The following is a 21920-nucleotide window of genomic DNA, read 5'->3' as shown; positions in this document are numbered from 1 at the left end:
GCCTCCGGTGATCAGTGTGCGACGCCGGCGGCGCCGTGCTCGTCGATGAGGTGGCCGGTCTCGAAGCGCTCGAGGGCGAAGGGCCGGTTGATGTCGTGGGGCTCGTCGTTCGCGATGGTGTGCGCGAAGGCGTAGCCCGCGCCGGGGGTGGCCTTGAAGCCGCCGGTCCCCCAGCCGCAGTTGACGTAGAGCTGATCCACCTCGGTCTTGGAGATGATCGGCGAGGCGTCCGCGGTGACGTCCACGATGCCGCCCCAGGTGCGCAGCACGTGCGCGCGGGCGAAGATCGGAAACAGCTCCACGGCCGCGGCCAGCTGGTCCTCGACGACGTGGAAGGCGCCGCGCTGCCCGTAGCCGTTGTACTGGTCCACGCCTGCACCCATCACCAGCTCACCCTTGTGGGCCTGGGAGACGTACACGTGCACGTGGTTGCTCATCACCACGGTGGGGTGGACGGGCTCGAACAGCTCGCTGACCAGCGCCTGCAGGGGACGGGACTGGACCGGCAGGCGCACGCCCGCGGCCTCCGCCACGACGCTCGAATGGCCGGCCGCGGCCATCGCGACCTTCCCGGCGTTGATGCGTCCGCGGGTGGTCTCCACCCCGACCGCGCGGCCGTTCTCGACGATGATGTCGGTGACCTCGCAGTTCTGGATGATGTGCACACCCATGCGGTCCGAGGCGCGGGCGAGGGCCCAGGCGACGTGGTCGTGCTTGGCGATGCCGGCGCGGGGCTGGTAGGTGCCGCCCATGACGGGGTAGCGGATGTCCTCGGAGATGTTGAGGATCGGCACCACCTCCTTGACCTGCTGGGGGTCCAGCCACTCGGCGTCGACGCCGTTGAGCTTGTTGGCCTCGACGCGGCGCACGGAGCCGCGCACGTCGCCGAGGGTGTGGTCGAGGTTCAGCACGCCGCGCTGGCTGAACAGGAAGTCGTAGTCGAGCTCCTCGGGGAGCTGCTCCCACAGCTTCAGGGACTTCTCGTAGATCGCCGCGGACTCGTCCCAGAGGTAGTTGGAGCGGATGATCGTGGTGTTGCGGGCCATGTTCCCGCCGGCCAGCCAGCCACGCTCGAGCACGGCGACGTTGGTGATGCCGTGGCGGGAGGCCAGGTAGTAGGCGGTGGCGAGCCCATGACCGCCGCCGCCGACGATCACGACGTCATAGCCGGACTTGGGCTCGGGGTTGTTCCACAGGAAATCAGGATGCTCGGGCAGAAGGTCAGCCATGGAGGTCCCTTCGGAGACGGGCCCGGCGGCCTCCGTCGTTGGAGATCGCCGCGACCGGGCGGCGCCGATGTGATCGACGACTGATATATCAGGTGTGGGCCACAGTAGGCTGGCCCCCGTCGGCCGTCAACCGCCTCTCTCACCGTGACCCCTCCGTGATCTTCCGGTGTTCCCGGAGCGCGGCGAGCGGACGCCGCCGACGGACAATGGACCCCGCACCACCGGCACGACCCACCCCAGGAGAGACATGACCACCCTCGCCGGAACCTCCACCGGCTCGCTCGCGGAGCAGGCGTACGTCGCCCTGCGCGACCGGCTGATCATGCTCGACATCGCCCCCGGCGAGCCCCTGCAGGAGGGTCGGCTGTCCGAGGAGCTCGGCGTGGGGCGCACGCCGCTGCGAGAGGCGATGAAGCACCTCGAGCTGGACCACCTGGTGGTCTCCTATCCGCGTCGCGGCACCTTCGCGACCCACGTGGACATCACCGCCCTCGCCGCGATCACCGAGGTGCGCGCGGCGCTCGAGCCGGTCGCGGTCCGCGCGGCGGCCCGGGCCACGGACCCGGCCGCCCGGGCGCTGCTCGAAGGGGCGCGCAGCCGGCTCGAGGCGCTGACGGCGGGCGGGTCGGGCACCGGCGCGTCGGCCGACGGGGGCGGCGCGGCCGACGGGGGCAGCGCGGCCGGCTCGGCCGACGGGGATGCCGCGACGAGTTCGGCCGACGGGGGCGCCGCGGATCCGCGCGCCGCGATGCGGGTGGACATCGACGTGCACCGTGCGATCTACCGCGCCGGCGGCAACCCGTACCTCGAGGAGGGGCTGGTGCGCCTGGACAACCTCTCGACCCGAATCTGGTGCATGGCGACCCACCGTCTGCCGGACCTCGACTCCCACGTCACCGAGCTGGAAGTGCTGCTCGACGCGATCCTCGCCGGCGACGCCGACCGCGCCGCGGAGCTGATCAGCGCGCACGTGGCGGAGTTCGAGACCTCGATCCGCAAGGTGCTCTGAGCGGGGCGGCTCTTCGGCGCCCGGCGGCTATCAGTTCGTCTTGCGGAGTATGCCGGTGACCCCCGCGACGAAGAAGATGCCCAGAAGCCAACCGGCGGCCCCCAGCGCCGTGAACATCACCTGCATCCACAGTTGTATCGGCTCCCACGGGTTGTCCACGACCGGATCCACCGCCGGGAGCGCGGCCTCCATCGCCACCACCCAGGGAGTGGGCCCCACAGCCGCGTCCGAAGCGGACCCATCGTCCGCATTGACGAAGGCGCCCCGAGGGGCCCACCAAGTCAGGACTCCGGCGACCGCGGCGATCACCGCGAGCCAGATCAATGCGAGCATCGGTCGATATCCGTACCCCACTGTTCCGCCATACAGGATTCTTCGTAGCCAGCGTCGCGTCGGAGTCAAGCGGCCGGTGGCCCGCCGCTCCATCTCGATGAGCATCCTTCTCGCATGTCCGGGCTGCCCCACACGGTGGTAGAAGGAGGCGACCTCCGCCCAGGGCTGCGATTCGAAGTCCGCGCCCACTGCAAGCCACTCGCCAAACGACGTCGAGTCGGCTTTCAGGTGCACCGTAACCTGACCGAGTGTCCACCCTGAGGCCTTCAGCACTGCCGGGTGTTCAGGGCGCTCAGCGCCGGAATCCAGAACCGCCACCGTGGCATGATCGAACTCCATCTCGCCTGCCCAGCGCTCACCGAGTCCTGGAATGCTCAGCTCGCCGATTTCTGCCTGCCTGAGATTCAGCGCCGCCATCTCCGCGGCGTTCAGCACCGCATCTTCGAGGTCCAGGCGGCCAGCAACAACAGCTCCGACAGCACGGACGCCACCGGACGACGTCATCTCTCGCGCAGAGATTCCTCCACCGCTCCTCGCCCTGTCGAGGGTAAGGGCTATTCCGCCCCTCCCGTCCAGCACCGCGCGGTCCATGTTCAGCACTCCGGGGAGAGCTGCGCCCCGAGCACGGATCTCACCCGTCGCCCGTACACCCTCGGCGATGAGGTTCCCGTCGACCCGCGCCCGATCGAGGTTCAAAGCTGGGCCTCCAGCTCCGTCCAGTACGGCCTCTCGGAGATTCAGTTGGCCTGCCACCACGAGCCCGATCGCGCGAACCTCGCCAGCCGTCTCAAGTCGTTGCGCAAATACCCCTCCTTCGATGCGCGTGCGCCCGAGGGAGAGCGCAGCATCGCCATCGCCCTGCAACTGCGCCTCGCAGACGTTGACCTGTCCAGCGATGACTGCCCCGCGGGCGCGAACTGCCCCGGACGATTTCAACCCGGTCGCGATGAGGCCGCCACCGATGCGCGCTCGGTCCAGGGACAGAGCAGCTGCACCAACACCATTGAGCACCGCTTCGCGCACGTTTACCTGCCCACCGACCACGGCACCCAGGGCATGGAATCGCCCAAATGTGTGGAGCGCCTCGGCATCAAGTTCCCCGTCTATCCGCGCTCGATCCAAAGACAGAGAGGGCCCACTCGCCGCTTTCAGCTCCGCGTTCTGCAGCCTCAACGAGCCCGAGATCAGGGCATCCACTGCCCGCACCACGCCCTCCGCACTGAGTTGATCCGCCTTGAACCCTCCTGCCCCAAGGCGGATTCCATCCGCTCGAAGCCCCGGAACCGCAGACCCACTCAGAGAGAGCGCGGGCAAGGTCGCCGCTCCGAAGTCAGGCACCTCGACGAAGTGGCTGCACGTTACCGAGAGGGCGCATCGCACGGCAGCGCCGTTCAGTTCCAGTCCACCGACGACGACCGCTCCATGGATCCGTAGCCCTCGAGGATCTGCCCCTACCTCAGGATCGAGCAGCACTCGGCGAATGGCTGAAGCGGGGATATGTGTCGACTCAGGAGAAGCTTCGATGTCAGGAATCCTCCAGCCCGAAGAGAACCTGACCTCTCGGCCACACTCCGGCAATTCCGGAGCCCTCGGCTCGCCCCTCAGGTCTAACGCCTCCCCTGAGTGCATGGCCGCTCGCAGCCGGTCCACCCAGCGAGAGAACCCAGCCGTCTTCGTCCCATTGGCTCCATCGGGCGACATGGCCAATGCTGACACCGGACTGCTCGCCTCGTCACCACCTACTGAGCAGTCTGTTCCGACGCTTCGCCTGGCCCCCTTGACGTGACGCCGAACACTCGTCACACTCAATGCAACGCAGTTGACTTGAATGCAACACTCGACGTCGTGCGGTTCAGGCGTCCCGGCATCCCTCGACCATCGACGCTCGAGGAAGACAGGAGCATCCATGGCCACCGACCTCGCCCCCGACTCATCGGTCCCCCGACCTCGGCTCTCGCGCGCGCAGGTCCGCCTCACGGTCGGCACGGTGGGGCTCGGCACGTTCATCGAGTGGTTCGAGTACGCCAGCTACGCGTACCTCGCCACCACCATCGCGATGGTGTTCTTCCCCAACGCCAACCCGACCACCGCCCTGCTGCAGACATTCGGCGTCTTCGCGATCTCGTTCCTGATCCGCCCCATCGGCGGCCTGTTCTGGGGACACTTCGGCGACCGCATCGGCCCCAAACGCACCCTGACCCTGACCATCGTCGGCATGGGCGTTGCGACCTTCACGATCGGCGTGCTGCCCACATACGCGACGATCGGCGTCGCCGCCCCGATCCTGCTTCTGGTCGCGCGCATGCTCCAGAGCTTCTGCGCCTCCGGCGAGTACTCGGGCGCCGCCGTGCTGCTGGCCGAGCATGCGCCGCTGGACAAGCGCGCCCGCTGGGTCTCGACCGTTCCGCTGGCAACGTCGGCCGGGTTCCTCGGCGCCTCCGTCGCCGCGACCGCTCTGAACGGGCTGCTCTCCACCGAGGCGATGCAGGAGTGGGGCTGGCGGATCCCGTTCCTCCTCGCCGCCGTGCTCACCATCGTGGTGCGCTACATCCGCTCGAAGGTCTCAGACTCTCCCGTCCGCAAGAAGATGGAAGAGGAGAAGTCGGTCGCGACCGCGCCACTGGTCGAGCTGATCCGGGATCACTGGAAGTCCATGCTATGGATGCTCTTCATCATGGCAGTGAACGCCTCGGGCTACTACCTGGTGCTCACCTACATGGTCACGTACATCGAAGTGGAGCTGGGGCTGAGCGCCTTCCAGTCCAGCGTCATCCTCTCCCTGGCCCTGATCCTGTACCTGCCGCTGATCTTCCTGGGCGCGTGGCTGTCGGACACCTACGGCAGGCGCCGCCTGCTGCTGATCAACGCCGTCGGATTAATCCTGCTCAGTTACCCCGCGTTCGTGCTGCTGGGGCAGTCCGGATTCGTGGGCGTCCTGCTCATCCAGATCTCGCTCGTGGCCCTCTTCAGCCTCAACGACTCCACCTTCGCCGTCTACTTCATCGAGGCCGTGCCCCCGCAGGTGCGCCTGAGCGGCTTCTCCATCCCGTTCAACTTCGGCAACGCGATCTTCGGCGGCACCGCCCCGTTCATCGCGACCTGGCTGATCTCCATCACCGACAACTCCTACGCACCGGCCTTCCTGATCATGACCCTGTCGGCCATCGGGCTCATCGCCTTGATCTTCCAGGGCGACGCCTACGACCCGAAGGCCGCGAAGGCCGCGGCCGCCGAGGAGGAGCGCGCCTGGAACGCCGCTGAGCAGCGTTCCGCAGGCGGCAACTGAGCGCAGGTGCGGCCCGCGGAACGCCCCGTCGGCCGCACCCGGCCCCACGCCTCCTCGCTCCTCATCCATCGGCCCAGCTCCCGGCGGCCGCCCCCGAACCTCTTACTCCCACCCATCCCGGGGCCGACCGGCCCCACCCCTCCCCTGCCTCGAAGGAGACACCCATGAACGCCAACACCGCCACCTACGTCAGCGACCTCGAGCGCCTGAAGGTCCTCCACAACGGCGAGAAGCAGCAGCTCACCTTCTCCGACGCAGAGTTCGAGCGCCGCCTCGGCGGACTGCGCGAGATCATGGCCGAGAAGAGCCTCGACGCCGTGATCCTCTCCAGCTACCAGGGCATCAAGTACTACTCGGACTTCCTGTTCACGTACTTCGGCCGCTCCTACGGCATGGTCGTCACCGCCGACGACACCTGCACCATCACCGCGAACATCGACGCGGGCATGCCCTGGCGCACCAGCTACGGCGAGAACATCGTCTACACCGACTGGAACCGCGACAACTACTACTACGCGCTCCAGCAGGCCCTCTCCCAGCGCGGTGTCACCAGCCCCAAGCGCCTGGGCATCGAGGACGACTCCATGCCGCTGCTGCTCCGCCAGCGCCTGCAGGACGCCTTCCCGGGCGCGGTGCTCGTGGACATCTCCCAGGACGCGATGCGAAAGCGCATGATCAAGTCCGCCGAGGAGATCGCGGTGATCCGCGAGAGCGCCCGCATCGGCGACATCGGCGGCGAGGCCATCCGCGACGCCGTCCACGCCGGGGTCACCGAGTACGAGGTCGCCCTGGCCGGCACCGCGGCCATGACCCGCGAGATCGCCAAGGCCTTCCCGCACCGCGAGGTGCGCGACACCTGGGTGTGGTTCCAGTCCGGCATCAACACCGACGGCGCGCACAACTGGGCGACCACCCGTCAGGTGCAGGAGCACGACATCCTCTCGCTGAACGCCTTCCCGATGCCGACCGGCTACTACACGGCCCTCGAGCGCACGCTGTTCTTCGGCGAGCCGGACGAGGAGTCGCTGCGCCTGTGGAACATCAACGTCGAGGTGCACAAGGCCGGCATCGAGCTGATCAAGCCCGGCGCTGTCTGCAAGGACATCGCCCACGCCCTCAACGAGATCTACATCGGCTACGGCCTGCTGCCGAACCGCACCTTCGGCTACGGCCACTCCTTCGGCGTCCTGTCGCACTACTACGGCCGCGAGGCGGGCCTGGAGCTGCGCGAGGACATCGACACCGTGCTCGAGCCGGGCATGGTCGTCTCCATGGAGCCGATGATCACCGTGCCCGAGGGCCAGCCGGGCGCCGGCGGCTACCGCGAGCACGACATCCTCGTGGTCGGCGAGGACGGCGCGGAGGACATCACCAAGTTCCCCTTCGGCCCCGAGCACAACATCATCAGCGCCTGATCAGAGGCCGCACCGTCGATGCCGGTCGGCGCCCTGCCCCTCGCGGGCGGCGTCGGCCGGCGTCGCCGTCCCGGGCGGGGAGCGTCTCCGCCCGCGTCCGGGCCGCGCAGCCGGGACAGGAAGGACTCCCCGTGAGCACCCCGCACACCCCCTCCCCGTCGGATCCCGCCCCGCCTGACAGCACGGCGGACAGCACCCTCGAGCGCGCGGGCGCGCACGAGTTCGCCCACACCCTCCACGAGGCCGAGGGGGACCTGCGCATCCGCCACCACTTCGCCGGTCTGTCCCAGCTGCCGGTCGGGGTGCAGACCTGGATCCTCTCCCCCGGTGCCCGCGAGGGCATGCCCGCCCATGCCGACCCCGCGCTCGAGGAGATCTACCTGGTCCTCTCCGGCCAGGCACGCATCCGCCAGGACGGGGCGGAGCACCTCCTCGGTCCCGGCGACGCGCTGCGCGCACCGATCGGCATCGCGCACGACCTGGCCTGCGAGGGCGACGAGGAGCTCCGCCTGCTGGTGGTGTGGGGTCCGCCGGGCGTCTTCGACATGAGCGGCTTCCGCTCCTACCGGAAGGCGATCGCCGCCCGCGACGCCGTGAACCGCGACGCCGTTAGGATCCGAGGATGAGCACCTCCGCCGGCGATCGCAGCGACAGCACCCGCGGCCCGTCCGTCATCGTCAACGTCCTGCGGATCATCCGCTGCTTCACGGTGGACGAGCCCGAGCAGGGCGTCACCGAGATCGCGGAGAAGGTGGGGCTGCACAAGTCCAGCGTCTCGAGGATCCTCGCGACCCTCGAGCAGGAGCACGTGGTCGAGCAGGACCCTCGCACGCGCCGCTTCCGCCTCGGGCTCGGCCTCATCGCTGTCGCGGGCCCGCTGCTGGCTCAGCTGGACGTGCGACAGGTCGCCGTCGACGACCTCCAGACCCTCGCCGAGCTGACGGGAGAGACCTCGGCGCTCGCGGTGTGGAACGGGGAGGCCGCGGTGACCGTGGAGCAGGTCCCGAGCCGCCACCAGATCAAGCACACCTCGATCCTGGGCAGCCACTACCGCACGGCGCTGAGCTCGACGGTGCAGGTGTTCCTCTCCCACCTCGAGGCCGCCGAGGCCGAGCAGCTCGTCTCCTCCGGCACGATCCAGCTCGAGGACGGCTGGGAGGTCTCCGCCTACCTCGACCGTCTCGCCGAGGTGCGCGAGCGGGGCTGGGCGATCAACGACCGCGCCACCTCGGAGGACGAGGTGTCCGTCTCCGCGCCGGTGCGCGACCATCGCGGGCAGGTCGCCGCGGCCGTGCTGCTCGCCGCGCCGTTCTACCGTGCGGGCGACGAGCAGCTGCCCGTCCTCGGCCAGTGCACCAAGCAGGCGGCCGACGCGATCTCGCGCCGCCTCGGCGCGCTGCAGGAGGGCTGACTCCCCAGCGCGGCCGGCACGGCCCCGCTCACAGCACGGCCCCGCTCACAGCACGGCCCCGCTCACAGCACGACCACGCTCATGCCCGCCCCACTCACAGCGGGTCCGCGACCGCCTCGGCCAGAGTGCGCGGCGCGCGGCCGAGCACCTCGGCGACGTCGTCGGTCACCACGTCCAGCGCCCCGGAGGCGATGGCGGTGTAGGTGCTGATCCAGGCGTCGACCTGCCAGTCCGGCGCACCGTAGGGGGCGCGGGACGCGCGGGCCTCCTCGAGGGTCTCGTCGACGTACTCGTACTCCTCGCCGCGGGCGCGGGTCATCTGCAGCGCCGCCTCGCCGAGGGTGACGGCGACCGGTCCGGTGAGGCCGAGGGTGCGGCCCGCCCAGGCGGAGGGGCTGCGCAGGATGTGCGCGGCGACCTCGGCGACGTCGCGGCGGGAGACGAAGGCGCAGCGCCCGCTGCCGGCCGGGCCGCGGATCACGCGGTCGCGGCCGGCGAAGTCGAGCAGCACGTCGGCGTAGAAGCTGTCGCGCAGGACGGTCCAGGGCACCCCGGACTCGCGCAGCATCTGCTCGGTCGCGCCGTGGTCGCGGGCGAGGGTGAACTCGGCCTCCGGCCCGGCGCCGAGGAAGGACGTGTAGACCACGTGCTTCGCCCCGGACTCGGCGAGCGCGGTGATGGCGGTGCGGTGCTGGTCGAGACGGTCGGCGGCCTCCCCGGCGGAGACCAGCAGCACCGCGTCGGCGCCGGCGAAGGCCTCGCGGCAGGCGTCGGAGAACTCGGCGCGCACCAGCTCGGCGCCCTCGATCTGCGGGGCGCGCTCGAGGCTGCGACCCACCAGGCGCAGGTCCACGGCGTGGACCGGGGCGAGGAGGCGCGCGACCTCGCCGCCCACCTTCCCCGTCGCGCCGGTGATGACCACGCGCATCAGACCAGGCCCTTCTCGCTCAGCCACTGCGAGGCGATGTCCGCGGAGGAGGCCTGGTCCACGGTGCTACGACGGTTCAGCTCCACGAGGTCCTCGGCCGAGAGCGCAGCGATGACGCCGTTGATCGCCTCGGCGGCGGTCTCGTCGACCTTCTCGCCGACCACGGGGACCACGTTCTGCGGGAGGATCAGCGCCTCCGGGTCCTCGAGGACCACGAGGTCGTTCTCGGCGATGGCGGGGTCGGCGGTGTAGATGTTCGCCAGCTGCACGTTCCCGTCCAGGAGCGCCTGGACGGTGAGGGGGCCGCCGGAGTCCTCGACGGGCACGACGGTCACGTCCACGCCGTACACCGACTTCGCGCCCTCGGGGCCGTAGGGCCGCACCTCGAACTCGCTGTTCGCGGCGATCTTCAGGTCTTCGTCGACGCCGGCGAGGTCCCCGATGGAGGTGAGGGAGTTCTCGGTCGCGAACTCGGAGGTGGTGGTGTAGGAGTCCTGGTCGGAGGCGTCCGCGAAGTCCAGGACCCGCAGCCCCTCCGGAAGGGCCTCGCCGAGGGCGGCCTGGATCTCCTCGGGGCTCGCCGAGGGGGCGTCGGGCTCGTAGTGCTGGAGGAGGTTGCCGAGGTACTCGGGCAAGATGTCCAGCGCGCCGGACTCGAGCTCCGGCATGTACACCTCGCGCTGGCCGATCTGGTACTGACGGTCGATGGTGTACCCGGCCGCCTCGAGGGCCTGGGCGAACAGCTCCGCGATGATCTCGTTGGAGTAGTAGGCCTGGGAGCCAATCGCGAGGGTGCCCCCGCCGCCCGAGGCGCCGGAGCCTCCGTCGGACGCGCCGCCGCTCCCCTCGCCGGAGCCGCCGGAGCCGTTCTCGTCCTCGAAGGGGTCGGAGGAGCCGCAGGCTGCGGCGCCGAGGGCGAGGCCGCCGGCGCCGAGCGCGCCGAGGATGTGGCGGCGGGTGGACTGGGTGCTCATGGGGTTCTCCTGGGGTCGGCCGACGGGATCAGGGTAGGCGTGCGGGCTGGCAGGTGGGGGCGGGCTGGGATGCAGGCGGGGTGGGATACGGACGGGCCCCGCCCCGTCACGCGCGCACGATCCCGCGCGGGGCGGTGGCGCGCTGGAGCAGCAGCAGGGCGAGGTCGAGGACGAGGGCGAGCGCGATGACGAGCAGCGATCCGGCGATCATCTGCGGGTAGTCCTGGGAGCCGAGACCCTGGAAGATGTAGCGGCCCAGTCCTCCGTTGCCGACGTACGCGGCGAGCATGGCGGTGGAGACGACCTGAACGGTCGCGCCGCGGAACCCGCCGATCAGCAGCGGCATGCCGAGCGGGATCTCGACGCGGGTGAGCATCTGCCATTCGGTCATGCCCTGGGCGCGGGCGGCGTCGACGGTGGCCGGGTCCGCCGACTCGACGGCGGAGTAGGCGCCGGCGAGCAGGGACGGGATCGCGAGGATCACGAAGCTCAGCAGCGGGGCGGTGAGCCCGATGCCGATGAGCAGGGCGAACAGGGTCACCAGGCCCAGGGTGGGCAGGGCGCGGGCGGCGCCGGCCGCGGCGACGGCGAGGCTCTTGAACCGTCCGGTGTGGCCGACGTACAGCCCGAGCGGGATCGCGATGAGCGCGGCGACGAGCACGCCGAGGGCGGTGTAGCCGAGGTGCTCGGCGGTGCGGACGGGGATCCCGGCGGGACCGGACCAGCGGGCGGGGTCGGCGAGCCAGACGAAGGCCTGGACGAAGGGGCTGCCGGACTCGTTCATGCGCGCCTCCCCTCGCCGGTGCGGGTCCAGGGCATGAGCGCCTTCCCGAGCAGGACGAGCAGGGCGTCCAGGAGCAGGGCGAGCGCGGCGGTGACGACCACGCCCGCGGCGACCTCGGCGATGATGCCGCGGCGCACCCCGTCCACGAAGAGCATGCCGAGGCTCGGCACGCCGAGCACGCCGCCGACGGTGACCAGCGAGATCGTGCTGACGGCGACGACCCGCACCCCGCCGAGGAGGACGGGCCCGGCCAGCGGCAGCTCGACCTGGAGGAACCGTGCGGATGGGGCGTAGCCCTGGGCGGTGGCGGAGCCGAGCACGTCCCGGCCCACGGAGCGGAAGGCGTCCGAGGCGGTGGGGACCATGAGCGCGAGGCCGTAGAGGGTCAGGGCGATGACGATGTTCAGGGGGCTGCGCACGCCGGTGCCGATCAGGCCCGGCAGCAGCACGAACAGGGGCAGCGAGGGGATCGCGTACATGAGCCCGGAGGCGGTGGTGACGCCGGTGCGCAGCCAGCCGCGGGCGTTGGCGAGCTTCGCCAGCGGCAGGGAGAGCAGGAAGGCGAGCACGATCGGCGGCAGCGCCTGGAGCAGGTGCGCGCCGGTGTACCCCGCGATCACGTCGAGGTTGTCGAGGACCCAGCTCACGCGGCGCCCTGCCCCGTCGGCCGGCTCCCTGGCCCGCCCGTCGGCCGCCCGTTGCCCGCGCCGGCGCTCCCACCCGCGCCCGTCGGCCCGCCCTGCAGCACCCCGGCGGCGCGGCCGTCGGCGTCGACGACGATGTCGCGCCCGTCGACGTGCTCGACGTGGAGGGTGCGGGCGCCGCGGTCGGCGCCCACGAAGGAGGCGGCGAAGTCGTCGGCGGGGTCGGCGAGGATCTCCTGCGGGGTGCCGACCTGGGCGATGATCCCCCCGGGGCGGAGGATGACCACGCGGTCGCCGATGCGGAAGGCCTCGTCGATGTCGTGGGTGACGAACACGATCGTCTTCTTCAGCTCGCGCTGGAGGCGCTGCAGCTCGCCCTGGAGCTCGTCGCGCACGATCGGGTCGACGGCGCCGAAGGGCTCGTCCATCAGCAGGATGTTCGGGTCGGCGGCGAGGCCGCGGGCCACCCCGACCCGCTGCTGCTGGCCGCCGGAGAGCTGGGCCGGGTAGCGGGTCGCGAGCTCCTCGGCCAGGCCCACGGTAGCCATGAGCTCCCGGGCCCGCTCGCGCGCAGCGGCCTTGGAGGTGCCGCGCAGCACCGGGACGGTGGTGATGTTGTCCAGCACGGTGCGGTGCGGGAGCAGCCCGGAGGCCTGCATGACGTAGCCGATCGAGCGCCGCAGCTGCACGGGATCCATCCCGGCGACGTCCTCGCCGTCGATGTGGACGCGGCCGGAGGTGGGGTCGACCATGCGGTTGACCATGCGCATGAGCGTGGTCTTGCCCGAGCCCGAGGTGCCCACCAGCGCCACCGCCTCGTGGGAGGCGATGTCGAGGGAGAAGTCCTCCACGGCGACAGTACCGCCGGGGTACTCCTTGCGGACGTTCTCGAAACCGATCACGGGGCCTCCCAGCAGGTCGTGCCGACGAGCTCTCGCCGCCGGGATGCCCACCCTACCGCCCGGGCACGACGGCGGGGTGCGTTGGGGCTGGGGCCACGACCGGCCGGTCGGACGGGAGGCCGAGGTCCCGACGGGCCGCCGTCGGCCTCAGCCCGTGAGCGGCGCGTGCTCCTCGACCCGGAGGGAGCCGCGGTGGATGGTCAGCGCCGCGCCCTGCGCGAGGGTCGAGAAGCCCTCCTGCGGGTAACCGGTCGAGGAGACGAGCACACGGTCGGCATCCGCGCGCCAGCGCAGGTCATACACCTCGACGGGCTGGTCCTCGGGCGCCTGCGCGGGATCGTGCTGGGCGTAGGCGACGAGGGCGCCCGGCATGGTCAGCAGGCAGTTCAGCGACTCGGGCGGGCGCCCGAACAGCTCGGTGGTGAGCTGCGTGAGCTCGGCGGCGGCGTGCTGGATCGCGCCCGCCCAGTCGCGGTTCCCGCCCACCCGCGGGAGCTCGTCGGCCCACGCGGTGATCAGCGAGAGGAACAGCTCGGAGTCGGTCGTGCCGGCCGGGGTGCGGCCGCCCCGGGCGAGGATCCGCGCGCGAAGCTCCTCGGAGAGGTCGAACTGGCCGTTGTGGCTGAAGGTCATCTCCCCCTCGACGAAGGGGTGGGTGTTGGCGAGCTCGAGGGCGAGGCCCACGCTCGCGCGGCGCAGGTGCACCGCGATCACCTCGCCGCGTGCCTCCGCGACCGCGTCGCCGTAGGCGTTCGAGGCCAGCGCCGTGTCGATGCCGTGCCGCACGAGCGGCCGCAGCGGGGCCGGGTCGTCGCCCCCGTCGGCCCCCGAGCCCGACGGGTAGGAGGCCACGCCCCAGCCGTCCTTGTGGCGCTCGGAGAGCGCGGTGAACAGGGGCAGCTCGCCCGGGACGAGTTCGGTCAGCGCGTGCTCCAAGCGGGAGACGACGCCGAGCAGTCGGCACATGGAGGGTCCTTCTCTCCGGCGCGGGGCCGGTGGTGCCTGTCAGCTCGCGGCCGAGCGGGCCTTCATCCGGGCATCGAGCGCGAGGGCGATGCGGGTGAGCAGGAAGTTGATGACGATGTAGATCACCGAGACGACGAGGTACGTCTGGACCAGGTAGCGGGTGATGGAGACCAGGGTCTTGCCCTGGAACTGGAGCTCGTTGTAGCTGACCACGTAGCCGAGGGTGGAGTCCTTGAGCAGCGAGACCAGCGCCAGGATGAGGCTCGGCAGGACCAGGCGCACGGCCTGCGGCAGGATCACCGAGGCCATGGCGTCGCGTCGGCCCAGGCCGATCGCGGCGGCGGCCTCGTGCTGGCCCTTGTCCACGGCGTTGATGCCGGCGCGGAACACCTCGGCGGTGGAGGCGGAGGAGACCAGGATCATCGGGATCACCAGCATCCAGAACCGCGGGAAGGTGACGCCGAAGGCCGGCAGGGCCAGCAGGAACGCATACACCACGAGCAGCATCGGGATGCCGCGGTAGAACTCGATCCACACCGCGGCCAGCGTGCTGACCAGCTTCACGCGGGACAGCCGCGCGAGCGCGAGCAGCAGCCCGAGGGGAAAGGCGACGACCGCCGCGAGCGCGGTGACCTTGAGGGTGCCCCACAGGCCCTGGCCGAGGAAGGCGATGTAATCGGCCCGCAGGTAGACGACCCATTTGTTCGGGTCGAGCTGGCCGTTGGCGTGGAACTGCCACAGCGCCCCGGCGAGGATCGCGAGGATCGCGACGACGCTGAGGATCGAGAGGATCAGGATGCGCCGGCGGCCCTTGGGCCCGGGGGCGTCGAAGAGGACCTGGGTCGCGGTGGAGGAGTTCGATGCTGCGCTCATGCCTGCGCTCCTGCCGTGACGTCGAGGCGGCGGGTCGCCTCGGAGCGGCCGCGACCGCCGGGGGCGACGGCCCGCTCGATGGCGCTGCCCACCGCCGCGCCGCCGAGAGACAGGATCAGGTAGACGGCACCGGCGATGAGGAACATCAGCACCGCCTGGGCGTAGCGGATGTTCAGGGTCTGGGTGACCCAGGTGATCTCCTGGACGGCGATCGCGGAGCACAGGGCCGAGCCGATCACGGTGCCGATGAACACGTTCACCAGCGGCTGGATCATGGTGCGGAAGGCCTGGGGCAGCACCACGAAGCGCAGCGTTCCGAAGAAGCCGAGCCCGATGGAGCGCGCCGCCTCGGCGTGGCCGATGGGGACGGTGTTGATGCCCGAGCGGACGTTCTCGCACACGAACGCGGCCGAGGACAGGGTCAGCCCCAGCACGCCGCACCAGAAGTACGGCAGCAGCAGCCCCACGTCCGGCAGACCGAACGAGATCAGGATCAGCAGACTCAGCAGCGGGATGTTGCGGAAGATCTCGACGTACACGGTGGCGGCCCAGCGCAGCGGCGGGATCGGGCTGACCCGGGCGACCGCGAGCACGGTGCCGAGGATGAGCGCGAACGTGTAGCCCAGCAGGGTCAGGGCGACCGTGGTCCCGATGCCCTGGAGCAGCAGGGGGATGTTCTCGCGGATGGCGTCCATCTGGAACCTCTCGGTGCGGAAGGGGGACGGCCGACGGGGACCACCGGGCCGGGTGCGGCCGGGGTCCCCGTCGGCGCCGGTCGCCGCGGGGATCTGGCGGCGGTGGCAGGGATCAGGCGGGCAGCTCGCCGGGGACGGGCGGCTCGGGGGCGTCGCCCTCGATGACCTGGCCGATGGTGGCGGTCCAGAGCTGCTCCCAGGTGCCGGAGTCGATGATCTCCTGGAGGAAGGTGTTCACGAAGTCGAGGGCGTCCTCGTTGTCCTGGGACAGGCCGATGCCGTAGGGGTCGTCGACGAAGGGCTCGCCGACCACGGTGACGTCGGGGTCCGCGGCGGAGTTGCCGAGCAGCACGCCCTGGTCCAGGACGTATGCGTCGGCGCGGCCCTGCTTCAGCGCCGCGACGCAGGACTCGTTGTCCGGGAGGGTCTGGACGTCGCCCGGATCGGTGACGAACTCCTCGATCGCCTGGATGCCGGTGGAGTTGGCCTGGGTGACCAGGTTCAGACCGGTGAGGTCCCCGGGGCCGGAGATGGTCTCGGCATCCTCGGTGCGGACCTGGATGGCGGTGCCGGAGAGGTAGTAGGGGCCGGCGAAGTTGATGACCTCGAGACGCTCGGGGGTGATCGAGTAGGTCGCGATCACGCAGTCCACGGTGCCGTTCTGGACGAGGGTCTCGCGGGTCTCGACGGTGGTGTCGATGTACTCGACCTTCTCCTCGCCGCCCTCGCCCAGGATGTACTTCGCCAGCAGCTGGGTGATGCCGGCGTCGAAGCCGGTGGGCTGGCCGCCGGAGGTGGAGGCGAGGGAGAAGACCTGGTTGGCGAGGGTGCCGCCGCGAATGAGCTGGTCCTTGTCCTTGATGGCGGTGGCCCAGGCGCTCGCGGCGACGGCGTCGTCCGCGGCGACGGGACCGGAGGCGATCACGTCGGCGAAGGCGTCGCCGCCCGCACCGCCGCCGTCGCTGGCGTCGCCGCCGCTGTCACCGCCGCCGAGGTCGGGGCCCTCGCCGGTGTCCGAGGAGCAGGCGGCGAGGCCGACGAGGGGCAGGGTCGCCGCGGCGGCGACGATGGCCCGACGGCCGGGGCGGAAGCTGGTGCTGGTCATGGATCTCTCCGATCTTCGGTGCCGTCCGGTGGGACGGCGGTGCAGGGACAGGTGGGGAGCTGGTGGCGGTGCTCGCGCGGGGCGAGCTCCGGGAACGGGGGCGCCGGGTGCGGGGCGCTGTCAGGGGCGCATGTCAGGGGGTGCCGGTCAGTGGGCGAGGATCTTGCTGAGGAAGGCCTTCGCGCGGTCGCTGCGCGGGGCGGTGAAGAACTCCTCGGGGTCGCCCTGCTCGACGATCTCGCCGCGGTCCATGTAGACCACGCGGTCGCAGACGTGCCGGGCGAAGCCCATCTCGTGGGTGACGACCAGCATCGTCATGCCGGCCTCGGCGAGCTCGGTCATCACGTCGAGCACCTCGTTGATGACCTCGGGGTCGAGCGCGCTGGTGGGCTCGTCGAACAGCAGCGCCTTGGGCTTCATCGCGAGCGCCCGGGCGATCGCGACGCGCTGCTGCTGGCCGCCGGAGAGGGCGGTGGGCAGGGAGTTCGCCTTGTCGGCGAGGCCCACGCGCTCCAGCAGCTCGAGCGCCTGCTTGTCCGCCTCGGCCTTGGAGACGCCGCGGACCTTGCGAGGCCCGAGGGTGACGTTGTCGACGGCCTTCAGGTGCGGGAAGAGGTTGAAGCTCTGGAACACCATGCCGACGTCCGCGCGCAGGCGGGTGAGGTCCTTGCCCTCCTCGGGCAGCCGCTCCCCGTCGATGGTGATCTCGCCGCTGGTGATCGTCTCGAGCCGGTTCAGGCAGCGGCACAGGGTGGACTTGCCCGAGCCGGAGGCGCCGATGAGGGCGACGACCTCGCCGCGGTGGATGTCCAGGTCGATGTTCTTCAGCGCCTGGAAGTCGCCGAAGAACTTGTCGACTCCGCGCACGGAGATCAGCGGATCGCCGCTCGGCGCCGGGCGGCGCGTGCGGCCCGCGGACGGCGTGGTGCTCTCGTTCATGCCCCTGAGAATGCTGTGATGCGCGACATCTGTCCACATGACGGGTCAGAGGACCGCATTTCGGAACAGATTCGTGATCGAGGGACATACCCCGTCATCACCCCGGTGAACGGGGCAGAACGGCCCGAAGGGCGCCGCCTGCGCGACGCCCTCCGGTGAATCTCCTGCGGTCCTCGCCGCGGGGGCGGTGAGGCGCCCGCGACGCGGCCCGGCGGGGCCGACGGTGATCAGCCCTCGAGATCAGCCCTCGTAAGCGCCCTGGTAGACGGCGTCGAAGGGGGTGTGCCCGGACTGGCGGTGCTCGATGGAGCTGGTGACCACGGCCTTCGCGGTGCGGGCGGCCTCCAGCGGGGTCGCGCCCTTGGCGAGCTCCGCGGTGACGGCGGCGGCGAGGGTGCAGCCGGCGCCGGAGACGCGCTCGTCGCCGATCTTGGGGCTGCGCAGCTCGACGGTCTGCTCGCCGTCGTAGAACACGTCCACCGCGTCCTCGCCCTCGAGCACCACGCCGCCCTTGGCCAGCACGATCACGTCATAGGTGTCGTGGATGCGCTTTGCGGCCTCGGCGAGCTCCTCGACGGTCTCGATGGAGTCCATCCCGGACAGCGCGAGGGTCTCGAAGTGGTTGGGGGTGACGTAGGTGGCCAGCGGCAGGATCTTCTCCTTGAGCGCATTGTCCGTGTCCAGTGCCGCGCCGGGCTCCTGGCCCTTGCAGATCAGCACCGGGTCCAGCACCACGTTGGTGAAGGAGTGCTCGGACAGGGCGGTGGCGACCGTGTCGATCGTGACCGGGGTGCCGAGCATGCCGATCTTGACGGTGTCGATGTCGTTGACCGCGGTGGTCGCCTCGATCTGGTCGGCGATCACCTGCGGGTCCACCGGCACGAAGCGGTGGCCCCAGTCGTTCTTCGGGTCGAAGGAGACGATGCAGGTCAGCGCGGCGGTGCCGAAGGTGCCCAGCTGGTGGAAGGTCTTGAGGTCCGTCTGCGCGCCGGCGCCTCCGGAGGCCTCGGAACCGGCGATGGTCAGGGCGACGTGGGTCAATGCATGCCTTTCTCGATTCGCTGCTCGAGGGATGGTGCTGCCCTCGAGGACGCCGCGCGCTCCCAGGCGTCCGCGGCCCGAGGCCGTCGGCGCCGTCGCATCGGCGATGACCGCGCGCTCCCAGGGCGGGGCTCCGTCGTGGAGACCGCGCCCGTCGCAGCGGCCGTGCCGCGCGCTCCCAGGGCCGGGCACCTCGCCGCTCGTGTGAGGTGCCGCCGACCCGTCGCTGCGGCAGAACCTCGATCGTACCGCCTCGGGTACAGTGCCGCTCGTGCCGACCCCGGAACGGACGACGGAGCTTCCTGCCTCGTCAGATGCGAGCCCGGGCACCACTGTGCGCGAGGCCGGTCGGCCGGTGTCGGGCCGCGAGGCCCCGTCGGCCGCACCCGCAAACCCGTCGGGCACCCGCGCGGCCCCGTCGGCCGCCCCCGGGTCGACCCGCCCCTCCCTCGGCGAGCGCGCGCGGCTGCTGCTCGACGAGCACCTGAGCTCGACGGTCAAGTTCCTCATCGTCGGCGGGCTCGTGTTCCTGCTGGATGCGGCGATGTACAACCTGCTCGTGTTCTGGCATCCCACGCACGGCTGGGGTCAGGGGCTGATGCACGGCAACCCGCTGACCGCGAAGCTGCTGACGATCGCCGCGGCGTCGTGCCTGACCTATCTGGGCAACCGGCTGTGGACCTTCGGGGACCGGCCCCGCCCGGACACGACCCGCTCGATCATGCTGTTCATCCTGGTCAACGTCATCGCGACCGGTCTGCAGCTGGCATGCCTGGGCTTCTCCCGCTACGTGCTCGGGCTGGACTCGCCGCTGGCGGACAACATCTCGGGCACGTTCATCGGCCAGATCGTCTCGACGTCCTTCCGGTACGTCACCTACGGCCGGCTGGTCTTCCCCAAGCGCTGAGCGCGCGGACGATCACGGTCGGGCGCCCCCGAGGTCTGCGAGACTCGGGCGCATGAACACCTCCGGCCCCTGGACCCGCGCCGCCGCCGCTGCCGGTCTGCTCGTGGACGGGCAGGCCCGTCCCACGATCTTCGCCCAGATGTCCGCCCGCGCCCTCGAGCACGGCGCCCTGAACCTCGGTCAGGGCTTCCCGGACGACGACCCGCCCGCCCTCGTCGCCGAGGCCGCGATCGAGGCGATCCGCGCCGGGCGCAACCAGTACCCGCCGGGGGCCGGGGAGAAGGTGCTGCGCGACGCGATCGCCGTGCACCAGCAGGACTGGTACGGCCTGACCTGGGATCCGGCCACCGAGGTGCTCGTGACGACGGGCGCGACCGAGGCGCTGGCCGCGACGGTCCTGGCTCTCGTGGAGCCGGGCGACGAGGTGCTCACCCTCGAGCCGTTCTACGACCAGTACGCGGCACTGATCGGCCTGGCCGGCGGTGTGCACCGCACCGTGCCGGTCACCACCCGCGCCGACGAGGCGACCGGTGACCTGGTGCTCGACGTCGACGAGCAGGCGCTGCGCGCCGCCTTCACGGCGAGGACCCGACTGGTCCTGGTGAACACCCCGCACAACCCCACCGGGCTCATGCTTCCGGCCGCGCTGCTGCAGGCCATCGCCGAGGAGGCGGAGCGGCACGACGCCCTGATCGTCACCGACGAGGTCTACGAGCACCTCACCTTCGCCGCGCCGCACGTGCCGCTGGCGGCGCTGCCGGGCGCGCAGGACCGGACGGTCTCGATCTCCTCGGCCGGCAAGACCTTCTCGGCCACCGGCTGGAAGATCGGCTGGATCACCGCGCGCCGCGAGCTGATCACCGCGATCACCGGGGTGAAGCAGTGGCTGACCTACACCTCGGGTGCCCCGTTCCAGCCCGCCGTCGCCGCAGGCCTGGCGATGGACCGCGCCGCCTTCGACACCCTCACCGATGATCTGCGTGCGCGTCGCGACCTGCTCACGACGGGTCTGCGCCAGATCGGCTTCCGGGTCAACGAGGCGCAGGCGGGGTACTTCACCGTCGCGGACGCCTCCCCGCTCGGCGAGCCCGACGCCCGCGCTCTCGCGGACCGGCTCCCCGAGGAGGCCGGGATCGTCGCGATCCCGCTGTCCGCGTTCTACCGCGACGGGCAGGCCGGGGACGCCTCCGCCCATCTGCGTCTCGCGTTCTGCAAGAGCCGGGAGACGATCGAGCAGGCCCTCGAACGGCTCGAGACGTGGGCGGCCCCGCGGCGCTGAGCGCAGCCGCGGGGCCGGAGGGTCGAGGAGCCGGGCTCAGCTCGCGTCGACCCAGACGTCGTCGGCGCTGAAGTTCCACATCGGGCGGACAGTGAAGTACCCGTCCTGGACCTGGTCCTTCGGGACGATGAAGGCCAGGTCCCAGGTCGCGGTGCCGCCGTCGCGGAGCGTTCCGATGTTCAACCAGCTGTTCTCGACGTACGCCCCGGGCTCGTCGTAGGAGTTCCCGGCGTTCGAGACGTAGCTGGCGATCGTCATGAGGCCCGGCTCGGCGGAGTCATCGCCGTGGTAGGTCACCGTGATCGGGACGACCACGTAGGTCTCGTCGTCGCCGGGCTGCTCATTCCCGTCGTAGAAGCCCATGACCTCGTCGGTCGCATCCCAGTTGACCTCGCCGAGGCTGATGTCGAAGGTTCCCCCTTCGCCGTCCTCGACGGTGAAGGTCTCTCCGAGGGCGTACGGGGCGTCCTGAGTGCCCTTGCCGTCACCGGAGGCAGCGGCGGTGGCCTCGTCGGTGGTCGGAGCCTCGGTGGTGGCCTCATCGGTGGTGGGGGCCTCTGTCGTCGCCTCGTCGGTGGTGGCTTCGTCCGTGGTGGCCTCGTCCGTGGTGGCCTCGTCGGTCGAGGACTGCGCGGTGGTGGTCTCGTCGCCGCCGCCGGAGCCGCCTCCGCCCATGCCGAGCAGGAAGATCCCGCCGCCGACGAGGATGAGGAGCAGTGCGAGCACCGCGCAGCCGGCGCACACGATGATCGGCACCTTGATGGACTTCTTCGGCGCCCCGCCCTGCGGGGCGAAGTTCTGCTGGCCCTCGTTGCCGAAGCTCGGCGCGAAGCCCTGGTCCTGCCCGTAGGAGCCGTTGGGCGAGGGCTGGCCATAGCCGCCCGCGGACTGGGCGCTGTAGCCACCGGCCGGGGAACCCTGACCGTAGCCCTGCTGCTCATAGCCCTGCTGACCGTAATTCTGCTGGCCGTATCCCTGGGGGTCCTGGCCGTACCCGCCGTTGCCGGACTGCTGACCATACGGATCCTCCGGCTGGGGCTGACCCCACCCGTTCTGCGGTGGCTGCGACATCTTCTGCTCCGACGCCGGTCCGGGCGCCGACCCCTCTCTGCTGACACGACCTGCACTGGCCGAGCCCCGTGGCCCGTGCGCGCCATCGTACGGGGCGTCCAGGAACTATTCAGTGTCCGAAGTGTCGCG

The 21920-nt window shown here is 70.8% G+C and carries 21 protein-coding genes; 7 read left to right on the top strand and 14 right to left on the bottom strand.

Annotated features, from left to right (window positions below; all coding sequences use genetic code 11):
- Positions 1-11 precede the first annotated feature (11 nt).
- Positions 12-1229, bottom strand: coding sequence for a sarcosine oxidase subunit beta family protein (locus tag HNR70_RS15160; RefSeq protein WP_184326390.1), 1218 nt, complete (start codon positions 1227-1229; stop codon positions 12-14).
- 247 nt (positions 1230-1476) lie between these two features.
- Between HNR70_RS15160 and HNR70_RS15155 the strand changes: the two genes are divergently transcribed.
- Positions 1477-2238 carry a GntR family transcriptional regulator gene (locus HNR70_RS15155; RefSeq protein ID WP_184326389.1) on the top strand — a complete coding sequence of 254 codons (762 nt, stop codon included), beginning with the start codon at positions 1477-1479 and terminating at the stop codon, positions 2236-2238.
- Between the two features lie 30 nt (positions 2239-2268).
- Here HNR70_RS15155 and HNR70_RS15150 read toward each other — a convergent pair whose 3' ends face one another.
- A complete protein-coding gene (locus HNR70_RS15150) occupies positions 2269-4044 on the bottom strand; it encodes a hypothetical protein (RefSeq protein WP_184326388.1) in 1776 nt (591 codons plus the stop codon).
- 433 nt (positions 4045-4477) lie between these two features.
- Between HNR70_RS15150 and HNR70_RS15145 the strand changes: the two genes are divergently transcribed.
- The 4 genes from HNR70_RS15145 (at position 4478) to HNR70_RS15130 (ending at position 8683) form a co-directional block, all read left to right on the top strand.
- Positions 4478-5857, top strand: coding sequence for an MFS transporter (locus HNR70_RS15145; RefSeq protein ID WP_184326387.1), 1380 nt, complete (start codon positions 4478-4480; stop codon positions 5855-5857).
- 164 nt (positions 5858-6021) lie between these two features.
- Positions 6022-7272, top strand: a complete 1251-nt coding sequence (locus HNR70_RS15140; RefSeq protein ID WP_184326386.1) for an aminopeptidase P family protein — start codon at positions 6022-6024, stop codon at positions 7270-7272.
- Between the two features lie 131 nt (positions 7273-7403).
- On the top strand, positions 7404-7898 hold the full coding sequence (locus HNR70_RS16115) for a cupin domain-containing protein (RefSeq protein ID WP_184326385.1): 495 nt from the start codon (positions 7404-7406) through the stop codon (positions 7896-7898).
- A complete protein-coding gene (locus HNR70_RS15130) occupies positions 7895-8683 on the top strand; it encodes an IclR family transcriptional regulator (protein WP_184326384.1) in 789 nt (262 codons plus the stop codon). The genes HNR70_RS16115 and HNR70_RS15130 overlap by 4 nt, the downstream gene beginning before the upstream one ends.
- A gap of 94 nt (positions 8684-8777) precedes the next feature.
- Here the strand turns inward: HNR70_RS15130 and HNR70_RS15125 are convergent, their stop codons facing one another.
- The 11 genes from HNR70_RS15125 to HNR70_RS15075 all read right to left on the bottom strand — a co-directional run bounded on the left by HNR70_RS15125 (position 8778) and on the right by HNR70_RS15075 (position 18534).
- Positions 8778-9611, bottom strand: coding sequence for an SDR family oxidoreductase (locus HNR70_RS15125; protein WP_184326383.1), 834 nt, complete (start codon positions 9609-9611; stop codon positions 8778-8780).
- Entirely contained in the window at positions 9611-10585 is a 975-nt protein-coding gene (locus HNR70_RS15120; RefSeq protein WP_184326382.1) for an ABC transporter substrate-binding protein, read from the bottom strand. The genes HNR70_RS15125 and HNR70_RS15120 overlap by 1 nt, the downstream gene beginning before the upstream one ends.
- A 106-nt stretch (positions 10586-10691) precedes the next feature.
- Entirely contained in the window at positions 10692-11369 is a 678-nt protein-coding gene (locus HNR70_RS15115) for an ABC transporter permease (protein ID WP_184326381.1), read from the bottom strand.
- A complete protein-coding gene (locus HNR70_RS15110) occupies positions 11366-12016 on the bottom strand; it encodes an ABC transporter permease (protein ID WP_184326380.1) in 651 nt (216 codons plus the stop codon). The genes HNR70_RS15115 and HNR70_RS15110 overlap by 4 nt, the downstream gene beginning before the upstream one ends.
- Positions 12013-12915, bottom strand: a complete 903-nt coding sequence (locus tag HNR70_RS15105) for an ABC transporter ATP-binding protein (protein ID WP_312857693.1) — start codon at positions 12913-12915, stop codon at positions 12013-12015. Before HNR70_RS15105 ends, HNR70_RS15110 begins: the two co-directional genes overlap by 4 nt.
- 147 nt (positions 12916-13062) lie before the next feature.
- Entirely contained in the window at positions 13063-13881 is an 819-nt protein-coding gene (locus tag HNR70_RS15100) for a class II glutamine amidotransferase (RefSeq protein ID WP_184326379.1), read from the bottom strand.
- Positions 13882-13920: 39 nt separating this feature from the next.
- Entirely contained in the window at positions 13921-14754 is an 834-nt protein-coding gene (locus tag HNR70_RS15095; protein WP_184326378.1) for an amino acid ABC transporter permease, read from the bottom strand.
- Positions 14751-15449 carry an amino acid ABC transporter permease gene (locus HNR70_RS15090; protein ID WP_184326377.1) on the bottom strand — a complete coding sequence of 233 codons (699 nt, stop codon included), beginning with the start codon at positions 15447-15449 and terminating at the stop codon, positions 14751-14753. Before HNR70_RS15090 ends, HNR70_RS15095 begins: the two co-directional genes overlap by 4 nt.
- 112 nt (positions 15450-15561) lie before the next feature.
- On the bottom strand, positions 15562-16554 hold the full coding sequence (locus tag HNR70_RS15085; RefSeq protein WP_184326376.1) for a glutamate ABC transporter substrate-binding protein: 993 nt from the start codon (positions 16552-16554) through the stop codon (positions 15562-15564).
- Positions 16555-16701: 147 nt separating this feature from the next.
- The gene (locus HNR70_RS15080; protein ID WP_281383224.1) at positions 16702-17493 is read right to left on the bottom strand and encodes an amino acid ABC transporter ATP-binding protein; all 792 of its coding nucleotides are present in this window, start codon (positions 17491-17493) and stop codon (positions 16702-16704) included.
- Between the two features lie 240 nt (positions 17494-17733).
- Positions 17734-18534: a hydroxymethylpyrimidine/phosphomethylpyrimidine kinase gene (locus HNR70_RS15075; RefSeq protein ID WP_184326375.1), complete on the bottom strand. Its 801-nt coding sequence runs from the start codon at positions 18532-18534 to the stop codon at positions 17734-17736.
- Between the two features lie 271 nt (positions 18535-18805).
- Here HNR70_RS15075 and HNR70_RS16110 point away from each other — a divergent pair, with 271 nt between their 5' ends.
- Together HNR70_RS16110 and HNR70_RS15065 are read left to right on the top strand one after the other, a co-directional pair.
- Positions 18806-19441 (top strand): GtrA family protein, encoded by a 636-nt coding sequence (locus HNR70_RS16110; RefSeq protein ID WP_184326374.1) that lies wholly within the window; start codon positions 18806-18808, stop codon positions 19439-19441.
- Between the two features lie 52 nt (positions 19442-19493).
- On the top strand, positions 19494-20720 hold the full coding sequence (locus HNR70_RS15065) for an aminotransferase class I/II-fold pyridoxal phosphate-dependent enzyme (RefSeq protein ID WP_184326373.1): 1227 nt from the start codon (positions 19494-19496) through the stop codon (positions 20718-20720).
- A gap of 36 nt (positions 20721-20756) precedes the next feature.
- Here HNR70_RS15065 and HNR70_RS15660 read toward each other — a convergent pair whose 3' ends face one another.
- Positions 20757-21791 (bottom strand): DUF4352 domain-containing protein, encoded by a 1035-nt coding sequence (locus tag HNR70_RS15660; RefSeq protein ID WP_221421151.1) that lies wholly within the window; start codon positions 21789-21791, stop codon positions 20757-20759.
- Between the last annotated feature and the right edge of the window lie 129 nt (positions 21792-21920).

Source organism: Brachybacterium aquaticum, from assembly GCF_014204755.1.
Taxonomy (GTDB): Bacteria; Actinomycetota; Actinomycetes; order Actinomycetales; family Dermabacteraceae; genus Brachybacterium; species Brachybacterium aquaticum.
This window is presented reverse-complemented; position numbering and strand designations above follow the sequence as displayed.